This window comes from Mesorhizobium sp. B2-4-3, assembly GCF_006442815.1.
Classification (GTDB): Bacteria; Pseudomonadota; Alphaproteobacteria; order Rhizobiales; family Rhizobiaceae; genus Mesorhizobium.
In genome coordinates this window covers 1-10,368 of record NZ_VFVL01000062.1, presented here as the reverse complement: position 1 = coordinate 10,368, position 10,368 = coordinate 1, and the positions used below count along the sequence as shown (strand labels likewise).

Here is a 10,368-nt window from a genome sequence, read left to right as displayed (position 1 = left end):
TTCATCCATCACTCTTGACCACGGTCATAAGAGGGTCTCCGCTCCGCTTCGCGGAGCTTCGCCCTAGGATGACGAAGGACACGTCCTGCCTTGTCGTCGCTCAATTCATCATCATCTGGTCCGCCGGCCGAAAGGTCGGCAGCGCCTGGGGAAAGACCAGCACCGCCGCACCGTAAAGGAGCAGGGCGACGCCCGACACCTTGGCTATCCGCCTTCCCGACGGAAGGGTCTTTTCCGCAAAGATCAGCAAGGTGACCACGGCCATTGCGGCGACATTCATGATCCCGAGCGGGAAGAGGGCCAGAAACAGGAGCCAGCAGCAGCCAAGACAAAAGGCCCCATGCTCGATGCCCATGCGTGCCGCGCCCCAACGACCGTCGCGCCATGAGGTCAGGATGAAACCGATGGGCGTGCGGCATTTGGCCAGGCAAAGATCCTTCAATGGGGAGAGCTGATAGGCACCCGCAACGATCAGCAGCGCGCCGCCGATGCGCGCCGCCGTCGCGGTGGACATTCCCATCTGCCCGCCAAGCATCTCCGCGCCGGCCGCGCCGGCAAAGGCGAGAACGCCAATCGCGCTCCAAATCAGCATGTAGCCGGCCACGAATACCCAGGTGGAGACGAAGGTCTCGCCGCGCCCCCGCTTGGCCGCTTGAACCTGGTGAAACGTCAGGATCATCGGGGCGGCCGTCGGGAACATCATGGCAATCATCATGACGATCCAGACGGCAAGAAAGAGCGGCGCCGTCATGCCCATGGTGGGCGAGTAGATGTCCATGCGCATGTCCGCGTCCATGCCGATCTGCTGTCGGATGAGCACAGTCCACGACGCCGCGGCGCCCGCGATCAGCAGCGCGAGAACGATGTTTCGCTGCAGTGTCAGCGTCATGGGCGCGCCCGTCCGGCCATGCGGTCAAGGACTATTGCTGGCCGGACCAATTGATCGGAGCGTAGTGCGCGTTTCGGCGCGAATTATCCCAACTCATGCCATGGTCGCTGAACGTATTGCCTTCCACGCCCATCGCCAAGCCGAGCCAGTCTGGATTGACGGGATGGCCGGTGGCCGCCCACATCTCGCCGTCCTCGCGCATTGTCGGCAACGGTTCGACCGCCAGCTGCATCACGCCGGCAACCTCCACCGACCGCTTCTTGCCGCCGACCTGGTATTTGATCGGCGCCTTCTTCGCTCCGAGATTGGTGCTGATCATCGGCGCGAAGGCAGCCATCGGCCCACCCGCGGCGCCGGTGAAGATGGCGCCTAGCGCCTCTGTTTGCCGGTCATCCGCACGTTCGTCGATATAGGTGGCGGCCGTCCAATTGCCCTCCGCCATCGGACCCGGCGTGTGAGCAACCATCGCGACATTGAGCCCATCCAATCGAACGTCGGCGTAATTGCCCGTATCGATGTGAAAGACCAAAGCGACGTCGCAAACGCCTTTCGTGGGTTTCGATGTCAGTTGCGCCTGGGTGGACAGCAGACAAGGACATACGACATCGCAACTGCAATTTTCGAAGTAACTTCCAGACAATTGCCAACTGACTGCCATTTGCACCTCCCGTTGTGTCAGGCGTGTCGGCTTTGGCGAGGCGGTGCCGTTTCACGGATAACGGCAAGTAACCCTCACCGCGAATGATCGGCACGCTGGGGCATAATTTTAGTTAGAACTAATGGAGGGTACGCCGTTGCCTTGGACTGTCAAGCGGCGGGCGCCGGCGCTGCGGTCGCCGTGGTCGCCACTTCCTTGCGCCTGCTTGGAATGGCGTCGTCATCCGCATCCTTTCGCATGTGCGGGCGAAGGAGAGGCACTTGTCACGCCGACCCTTAGTGCTTCTCTTCGCCTTGGCTGGCGCGCTTCGTCATCCTCGGGCTTGACCCGAGGATCCATTCCGTGACGTTCGGCATAGAATACAGCGGTGCAGAATTCTGTTACCGCCGCAACGCCTTGGCGTCACGGCATGGATTCTAGGGTCTGCGCGCGTCGCTTCGCTCCTTGCTCCGCCCTAGAATGACGAACGAGACGTTGGAGCCCCTTCGCACCCCGTCTGCTCTGCCAAGCATTTTCCCTCACGGAGGTGATCAGGCCGGCTTTCGCTTTTCGCCGGCGCCGTGAGCAGGGGTTTGCATGGCCGACCCCTACGTCTATCACCGATATATCAGGCGTATCCAGCCCTAAGCCAAAACCTCAGGTCCCGGCAAATACCGTTACGCCGCAGCCGCCTAGCGCTCATCCTTCAGTCGCCGGCACAACTCGTCGAGCTGGTCCAGCGAGCGATAGTTGACCTTGAGCGTGCCGCCCTTGCCCTTGTGCTCGATGCTGACGATCATGCCGATCGTATCGGTCATCAGCTTCTCGAGCGCCAGCGTGTCGGGGTCCTTGTCCGACGCGCCTGCCGCGGCCCTGGTCTTGGCCGGAGTCGGGCCGGCGGGCATCTGCGCCAGCGCTTCCGCCTGGCGCACCGAAAGCCCTTCCTTGACGATGCGCTTGGCGAGCCCGGCCGGATCCTCCGAGGTTACCAGCGTGCGGGCATGACCGGCCGACAGATCCCCGTCGACCAGCATCGAGTGGATGACATTGGGCAGCTTTAGAAGCCGTAGCGTGTTGGCGACATGGCTGCGGCTCTTGCCGATCACCTGGCCGAGATCGGCCTGGGTGTAGCCGTGCTCGTCGATGAGCTGCTGATAGCCTTGCGCCTCCTCGACCGGATTGAGATCGGCGCGCTGCACGTTCTCGATGATCGCCAGCTCCAGCGCGGTGCGGTCGTTGACGTCGCGCACGATCAGCGGGATCTCGGTCAGGCCGGCGCGCTGCGCCGCCCGCCAGCGCCGCTCGCCGGCGATGATCTCGTAGCGGCCGGGCTGCGACGGCGAGGGGCGCGCCACCACCGGCTGCACCACGCCGTGCTCGCGGATCGACTGGGCGAGATCGGTGAGCTCGGCTTCGCCGAAATGCCGGCGCGGATTCTTCGGGTTCGGGCTGACGAATTCGATCGGCACCTTGCCGTCCGCCGCGACCGCCGCGCTTGGCCTTTCCGGCGCCGCCGGACGGTCGATCTCGCCGATCAGCGCCGCGAGGCCACGGCCCAGTCTTTTTCTCGATTGGTCTTCGCTCATTAGTTTGTCCAGATCGTTTCGGAATCGAATTGGCTAATTAACCAAAGCTGCTGACGCGCCTACGGCTCAGGCGGCGCGCAGCTTGCGCTCGCGGCGGATCACCTCGGAGGCGAGCTGCAGATAGGCCTGGCTGCCCGAGCATTTCAGGTCATAGAGGATCGCCGGCTTGCCGTAGGACGGCGCTTCGGACACGCGCACATTGCGCGGGATGATCGTCTCATAGACCTTGTCGCCCATATGGGTGCGCACGTCCTGCACCACCTGGTTGGCGAGGTTGTTGCGCCCGTCATACATGGTCAGCACGATGCCCTGGATGGTGAGATCCGGATTGATGCTGTTGCGTACCTGCTCGACCGTCTCCAGCAGCTGGCTGAGACCTTCGAGCGCGAAAAACTCGCATTGCAGCGGCACGAGAACGGAATCGGCCGCCGCCATTGAATTCAAAGTCAAAAGATTGAGCGAGGGCGGGCAGTCGATCAGCACATAGCCGAACGGCGCCGCGCGCTCGGCCGCGGCGCGCAGCGCGTTGCGCAGCCTGAGCACACGGTCGGGCGCCGATGCGATCTCCATCTCGATGCCGAGGAGGTCGAGCGTCGAGGGCACGATGGAAAGACCCGGCACCGCCGTCGGCACCGCGGCCTGCTCCAGCTCGAGCTCGCCGGTCAGCACGTCATAGGACGAGACGGTGCGGTCCTTGCGGTCGATGCCGAGGCCGGTGCTGGCATTGCCCTGTGGGTCGAGATCGACGATCAGCACGCGCTCGCCGATCGCGGCCAGCGCCGTGGCCAGGTTGATGGCGGTCGTCGTCTTGCCGACGCCGCCTTTCTGGTTGGCAACAGTGATGATACGCGGTGCTGTGCTCATGGGCCTATGCCAGTAATTCATTGCTGTTTCGCCGGGCGCAATTCGGTGATTTCAAGGATGACGCCGTGTGGGTCGGTCATGCTTGAATGTTCTACCAGATCGAAGCCCCAGCGGTGAGCGCTTTCTTCCACCTCGGCGCGGTAATCCCGGCCTTTGTGGAAGAGCGCACGCGCCCCCCTGGTCAGCCAGGGCGCAGCCAGATCGAGCAGATCCGGAAGGGCAGCTAGCGCTCTGGCCGTGACGATTTCCGGTGCGGAAACAAGCGCATAGCTGTCGTCGATGCGCTTGGCCAGGACCCGTGCCGGCAAATTGAACTGACCGATGACCGATTGCAGAAACGAAGCCTTCTTGCGGTTGCTCTCGACCAGGTCGATCGACGCGCCGGCACGCTCGGCCAGCAGAAAGCCGAGCACCAATCCCGGAAATCCGCCGCCCGAACCAAGGTCGACCCAGCGCGTGGCAACGGGTGCGATTCGAGCGAGCTGGGCGCTATCCAGGATGTGGCGGCGCCAGATGTCATCGAGCGTCGACGGCGCCGCCAGATTGATGCTGCGGTTCCATTTCAGGAACAGCTGTTCGAAGGCCCGAAGCCTCTCGAATGTTTCACGTGAAACCGGACCCGCTGCTTTCTGCAGGTCCGCCCAGGCATCCGCGCTCACGCCACGTCCCTTCGCGCGGCAACCTCGGCGTTGCGGACATGAGCCACGATGATGGCCAGCGCCGCGGGCGTCATGCCTTCCATCCGCTGCGCATCGGCGATCGAACGCGGCTGGCGCGTCTTCATCTTCTGCTTCAGCTCGTTCGAAAGTCCGGGAACATCCGAGAAGTCGATGGTCTCGGGGATCAGCCGCGATTCCTCATGCCTGATCTGCGCGACATCGGCCTGCTGCCGATCAAGGTAAACCGAATATTTCGCTTCCGTTTCGAGCCGCTCCGCCGTCTTGGCGTCGAGCGCGGCAAAGCGTGGCTCGACCCTTGTCAGCCACGCCATGTCGACACCCGGATGCGCCAAAAGCGCATAGGCCGAGCGGCGCACGCCGTCCTTGTTGATGTCCAGCCCATGCCGCGCCGCTTCGTTCGGCGTCAGCGTCACGGACTTTGCCAGCGCGCGGGCCCGATCGAGTTTCTGCGCGATCTCGCCGAACCGCTGCATCCGCGGCGAGGCCACGATCCCCAGCTTGTCGGCCAGCGGCGTCAGCCGCTCATCGGCATTGTCGGCGCGCAGCGACAGCCGGAACTCCGCCCGCGAGGTGAACATCCGGTATGGCTCGGCGATGCCGCGGCTGGTGAGGTCGTCGACCATCACGCCGATATAGGCCTCGGTGCGGCTGAGCACGACGGGTTCGCCAGCGGAAGCCTTGCGCGCCGCGTTGATGCCGGCGAGCAACCCTTGCGCGCCGGCCTCTTCGTAACCCGTCGTGCCATTGATCTGCCCGGCCAGGAACAGGCCGGCCACACGCTTCGTCTCCAGCGTCGTCTTCAGCTCGCGCGGATCGACATGGTCGTATTCGATGGCATAGCCCGGCTGCAGTATCGTCGCCTTTTCCAACCCGGGAATGGTCTTCAGGATGTCGAGCTGCACATCTTCCGGCAGCGAGGTCGAGATGCCGTTCGGGTAGACGGTGTCGTCGTCGAGGCCTTCCGGCTCGAGGAAGATCTGATGGCCCTCGCGGTCGCCGAACTTGACGATCTTGTCCTCGATCGAGGGACAGTAGCGCGGCCCGACGCCTTCGATCGAACCCGAATACATGGCCGAGCGGCCGAGATTGGCGCGGATCAGATCATGCGTCGCCGGCATGGTCCGGGTGATGCCGCAATGGATCTGCGGATTGGCGATGGCGTCCGTCATCAGCGAGAACGGCACCGGATCCTCGTCCGCGGCCTGGCTTTCCAGCGACGCCCAGTCGATGGTGCGGCCGTCGAGGCGAGGGGGCGTGCCGGTCTTCAGCCGCCCGAGCTTGAAGCCCGCACGTGCCATCGTTGCCGACAAACCCATGCTGGCCTGTTCGTTCATGCGGCCGGCGACGATCTTTCTCTCGCCGATATGGATCAGCCCGCGCAGGAACGTGCCGGTGGTCAGCACAACCGCGCCGCAGGCCAGCCGCCGATCGCCCGAAACCAGCACGGCCGCCACGCGCCCGTCATCGATTGCGAGATCGAGAACCTCGCCCTCGACCACGTCGAGATTGGCCTGTTCGCCGATCGCGGCCTGCATGGCGAGCCGATAGAGCTTGCGGTCGGCCTGGGTGCGCGGTCCGCGCACGGCCGGCCCCTTGCGGCGGTTGAGCAGGCGGAACTGGATGCCGGCGGCGTCGGCGATGCGGCCCATCAGCCCGTCCATCGCGTCGATCTCGCGCACGAGATGGCCCTTGCCGAGGCCGCCGATCGCCGGATTGCAGGACATGACGCCGATCGTGTCGAAGCGCAGCGTCACCAGCGCGGTCCTGGCACCGGCGCGCGCGGCAGCGCTCGCCGCCTCGCATCCGGCATGGCCGCCGCCCACCACCACCACATCATAGTGATCGGTCATTTTCCTGAGAATCCGCTTTCAGAGATTGCCCGACACATGTCCCCGTCACCGCGCGCTGTCAAGAACGAAGGCCGGACTCGTTTCACGTGAAACACACAACGGGGCCCGAATGTTTCACGTGAGTCACTACCGCACAGCTCCCGCGTCGTGTTTCACGTGAATCACTTACCGATGCAGAACTGCGAAAAGATGACGTCGAGCAGATCCTCGACATCGACCGCGCCGATGATCCGGCCGAGCCGATCCGCCGCCAAACGCAAGTCCTCGGCCCTCAGTTCCTGGCTGTGACCGGCCAGCGCCGCCCGCAAGAAGCCCGTCGTCTCGTTGAGCAGCTCGACGTGCCGCAACCTCGACGGGAGGACTTCACTCGCGTCGCCGGCTGCCTTGGCGGCACGGTCTCCGATCTCGTCGAGAAGCGCACCGAGCCCGGTGCCGTCTCTGGACGAAATCACGAGGTCATAGTGGCCAGCGCCGGATTTCTCGATATCCGATTTCGTCCCAATCCGCAGCAGCGGAGCGCCGCTCGCAACCTCGCCGACTGGAACCGGATAGACCATATCCTCCAGCAACAGGATCAGGTCTGTCGCGCCGGCCTTGGCCATGGCACGCTCGATGCCGATCGATTCGACCTTGCCCGCGGCGTCGCGCAGGCCGGCCGTATCGACAATCCGCACCTTCAGCCCGTTGAGGTCCATGGCGACTTCGAGCAGATCGCGAGTCGTGCCCGGTTCGTCGGTGACGATCGCCGCGTCGCGCCTGGCCAGCGCGTTGAACAGGCTGGATTTGCCGGCATTCGGCGCGCCGAGGATCACGACCTCGAAACCGTCGCGGATGATCTCGGCCGCCCTGAATCCTTCGACATGCCGCTCGATCTCGCCAATCATCGCAGCCACGTCAGACCAGACCGCCTCCGAAACGGAGCCCGGCACATCCTCTTCGTCGGCGAAGTCGATCTCAGCCTCGATCATGGCGCGCGCATGGATCAGCCGGCGGCGCCAGCTCGAATAGAGCTCGCTCTGCGCGCCGTCCGCGTTGCGCAAGGCGAAGCGGCGTTGCGCTTCCGTCTCGGCATTGACCAGATCGGCGAGCGCCTCGGTCTCGACCAGGTCGAGCTTGCCATTGAGAAAGGCGCGCCGGGTGAACTCGCCAGGCTCGGCATGTCGCACGCCTTCAAAGCCCGCGATCGTCTCCAGCATCTTGGCCGCGACGGCGCGGCTGCCATGAACCTGAAATTCGGCGACATCTTCGCCGGTGAAGCTGCCGGGGCCTGGAAAGAACAAGACAAGCCCGTGATCGATGATCGAGCCGTCGGCGGCGCTGAGCTTGCGCAACGTGGTAAACCGATCCTTAACGGCGCCCGCAATCGTTTCGACCACGAATCGAGTCTTCGGACCAGAGATTCGGATGACCGCGATGCCGGCGGGCAAACGGCCGCTGGACAGCGCGACGATCGAATCCTTCGAAGCCATTGGGGAAACCATTTGCCGGACCTGCCGAACCGCCTAGATTAAAAGGTAGAGCATGTCGGCCGAAAATCGTCTCACGGTTTTCGGTATCATGCTTTGCCGCATCAAACCCAAATGTCGAGCCCGCCCATCGTGACTTTGCCCGCGCGAAACCTGCTTGCCGAAGAGGCCAGCCCCTATCTGCAGCAGCACAGCGACAATCCCGTGCATTGGCGCGGCTGGTCGTCCGCTGCCCTTGCCGAAGCGAGAGAGCTCGGGCGGCCGATCCTGCTCTCCATCGGCTACGCCGCCTGCCACTGGTGCCATGTCATGGCGCATGAAAGCTTCGAGAACGACGCCGTGGCGGCCGTCATGAACCGGCTCTACGTGAATATCAAGGTCGATCGCGAGGAACGCCCGGACATCGACCAGATCTATATGGCCGCGCTCCATGCCATGGGCGAGCAGGGCGGCTGGCCGCTGACCATGTTCCTGACGCCGGACGGCAAGCCTTTCTGGGGCGGAACCTATTTCCCGCGCGAGGCGCGTTACGGAAGGCCGGGCTTCATCCAGGTTCTGGAAGCGGTCGACAAGGCCTGGCGCGAAAAGCGGCAGAGCCTCGCCGAAAGCGCAGACGGGCTGACCGCCCATGTCGAGCAGCGCCTAGCCGGCGCCACGGGCAGGGCGGTGCTCGATCGCGACACGCTCGCCGATCTCGCCACCCGCATCGACGGCATGATCGACCGCGAGCTCGGCGGCTTGAAGGGCGCGCCGAAGTTCCCCAATGCGCCGTTCATGCACGCGCTTTGGCTGTCCTGGCTGCGCGACGGCAAGGCTGAACATCGCGACGCCGTGCTCACGAGCCTCGAAAAGATGCTCGCCGGCGGTATCTACGATCATGTCGGCGGCGGTCTCAGCCGATACTCGACCGACGCCGAATGGCTGGTGCCGCATTTCGAGAAGATGCTTTACGACAATGCCCAGCTCATCCGCCTGTGCAACTGGGCCCATGCGGCCATCGGGAACGACTTGTTCCGGGTGCGAATCGAAGAGACCGTGAACTGGCTGCTGCGCGAGATGCTGGTCGAAGGCGGCGCCTTCGCCGCCAGCCTCGATGCCGACAGCGACGGCGAGGAGGGGCTTTTTTACACATGGAGCCGCGAGGAGGTCGAAGCCGCGCTCAGCGACGATGCGTCGACCTTCTTCCGGTATTTCGAGCTGGCCGCCCCGCATGGCTGGGAAGGCAAGCCGATCATTCGCCAGACCGAAGCACAGCAAGGCCAGGGCATCACCGACTATGGTCAGCTCGTGCCGCTGAAGGCCAAGCTGCTGGCCGTCCGCGAGCAGCGGATCAGGCCTGGCCGAGACGGCAAGGCGCTCACCGACTGGAACGGGCAGATGATCGCGGCACTCGCCGAGGCGGGCCGCTCACTTGGGCGCCGTGAGTGGATCGATGCCGCAGCCAAGGCTTTCGCCCATATCGTCGAGGCCAGCCAGGATGGCCGACTGCCGCATTCCATGCTCGGCGCGAAGCCGCATTCCATGCTCGGCGCGAAGCCGCATTCCATGCTCGGCGCGAAGAAGCTTTTCCCGGCGCTGTCCAGCGACTACGCCGCCATGACCAACGCGGCGATCGCACTGTTCGAGGCGACCGGCGATCCGGCCTATTCGGATCTCGCCAGGCAGTTCATCGGCGAGCTCGACCGCTGGCACCAGGACAGCGACAAGACCGGCTACTGGCTGACGGCGTCGGACAGCGGCGACGTTCCGATCCGCATCCGCGGCGATGTCGACGAGGCGATACCTTCCGCCACCAGCCAGATCGTCGAGGCGCTGGTGCGGCTGTCGTCGCTCACCGGCGACCTCGATCTCTGGGAAAAGGCCTGGACGACCGCCGAGCACGCCATGGGCCGCGTGTCCCAGCAGGCCTATGGCCAAGCCGGCATCGTCAACGCCTGCGCGCTGGCGCTCGAGCCGCTGAAGCTTGTCATTATAGACAAGCCAGAGTCCCCAAGCCTCGTTCCGGTTGCGAATCGGAATCCGGACCCGCGCCGGGTCGATATCGTCGTGCCGATCGGGACGGAAGCGAATCGACCGCTTTTGCCCGGCAACGTGCTGCCGCCGACGGACAAGGCAGGCGCCTGGTTTTGCAGCGGGCAGGTGTGCCTGCCGGTGGTGACGGAAGCGGGTGAGTTGGAGAAGTTGCTGCGGCGAAGCTAAGAGACCACGAGGCCGAGACCGGTCTCTTCGTCATCCTCGGGCTTGACCCGAGGATCCATGCCGGGACGCTAGCCATACAAAGCAGCGGCGCAGAATTCTGCACCGCTGCAAAGCTCAACAGTAACGGCATGGATTCTAGACGTTATGACCGTGGTCTGAGCGGCGGCCCGTCCTAAGTCTTTGCAGCTGTAAAGCAA

At 64.2% G+C, this 10,368-nt stretch carries 8 protein-coding genes; 1 reads left to right on the top strand and 7 read right to left on the bottom strand.

Features of this window, described 5'->3' with window-relative positions:
• Positions 1–100 precede the first annotated feature (100 nt).
• The 7 genes from FJ956_RS30150 to mnmE all read right to left on the bottom strand — a co-directional run bounded on the left by FJ956_RS30150 (position 101) and on the right by mnmE (position 7,975).
• Positions 101–889, bottom strand: coding sequence for a DUF2182 domain-containing protein (locus FJ956_RS30150; protein WP_140684913.1), 789 nt, complete (start codon positions 887–889; stop codon positions 101–103).
• Between the two features lie 31 nt (positions 890–920).
• Positions 921–1,547 carry a DUF1326 domain-containing protein gene (locus tag FJ956_RS30145; RefSeq protein WP_140684912.1) on the bottom strand — a complete coding sequence of 209 codons (627 nt, stop codon included), beginning with the start codon at positions 1,545–1,547 and terminating at the stop codon, positions 921–923.
• Between the two features lie 671 nt (positions 1,548–2,218).
• Complete coding sequence (locus tag FJ956_RS30140) at positions 2,219–3,112, bottom strand: ParB/RepB/Spo0J family partition protein (protein WP_140684911.1); 894 nt, start codon at positions 3,110–3,112, stop codon at positions 2,219–2,221.
• A gap of 66 nt (positions 3,113–3,178) precedes the next feature.
• Positions 3,179–3,976 (bottom strand): ParA family protein, encoded by a 798-nt coding sequence (locus FJ956_RS30135; protein WP_140684910.1) that lies wholly within the window; start codon positions 3,974–3,976, stop codon positions 3,179–3,181.
• 17 nt (positions 3,977–3,993) lie between these two features.
• On the bottom strand, positions 3,994–4,635 hold the full coding sequence (gene rsmG, locus FJ956_RS30130) for a 16S rRNA (guanine(527)-N(7))-methyltransferase RsmG (RefSeq protein WP_140684909.1): 642 nt from the start codon (positions 4,633–4,635) through the stop codon (positions 3,994–3,996).
• Positions 4,632–6,506, bottom strand: a complete 1,875-nt coding sequence (gene mnmG / locus FJ956_RS30125) for a tRNA uridine-5-carboxymethylaminomethyl(34) synthesis enzyme MnmG (protein ID WP_140684908.1) — start codon at positions 6,504–6,506, stop codon at positions 4,632–4,634. The genes rsmG and mnmG overlap by 4 nt, the downstream gene beginning before the upstream one ends.
• 161 nt (positions 6,507–6,667) lie before the next feature.
• Positions 6,668–7,975, bottom strand: a complete 1,308-nt coding sequence (gene mnmE, locus FJ956_RS30120) for a tRNA uridine-5-carboxymethylaminomethyl(34) synthesis GTPase MnmE (RefSeq protein ID WP_140684907.1) — start codon at positions 7,973–7,975, stop codon at positions 6,668–6,670.
• Between the two features lie 129 nt (positions 7,976–8,104).
• On the opposite strand from mnmE, the gene FJ956_RS30115 reads away from it, so the two are divergent.
• On the top strand, positions 8,105–10,171 hold the full coding sequence (locus FJ956_RS30115; protein WP_140684906.1) for a thioredoxin domain-containing protein: 2,067 nt from the start codon (positions 8,105–8,107) through the stop codon (positions 10,169–10,171).
• The last annotated feature ends 197 nt before the right edge of the window (positions 10,172–10,368 follow it).

What these genes read in the sequence shown, in the direction of transcription:
- mnmG (WP_140684908.1), bottom strand. Translation starts at nt 6,506, where the DNA reads ATGACCGATCACTATGATGTGGTGGTGGTGGGCGGCGGCCATGCCGGA.
- FJ956_RS30140 (WP_140684911.1), bottom strand. Translation starts at nt 3,112, where the DNA reads ATGAGCGAAGACCAATCGAGAAAAAGACTGGGCCGTGGCCTCGCGGCG.
- FJ956_RS30135 (WP_140684910.1), bottom strand. Translation starts at nt 3,976, where the DNA reads ATGAGCACAGCACCGCGTATCATCACTGTTGCCAACCAGAAAGGCGGC.
- FJ956_RS30145 (WP_140684912.1), bottom strand. Translation starts at nt 1,547, where the DNA reads ATGGCAGTCAGTTGGCAATTGTCTGGAAGTTACTTCGAAAATTGCAGT.
- mnmE (WP_140684907.1), bottom strand. Translation starts at nt 7,975, where the DNA reads ATGGCTTCGAAGGATTCGATCGTCGCGCTGTCCAGCGGCCGTTTGCCC.
- FJ956_RS30150 (WP_140684913.1), bottom strand. Translation starts at nt 889, where the DNA reads ATGACGCTGACACTGCAGCGAAACATCGTTCTCGCGCTGCTGATCGCG.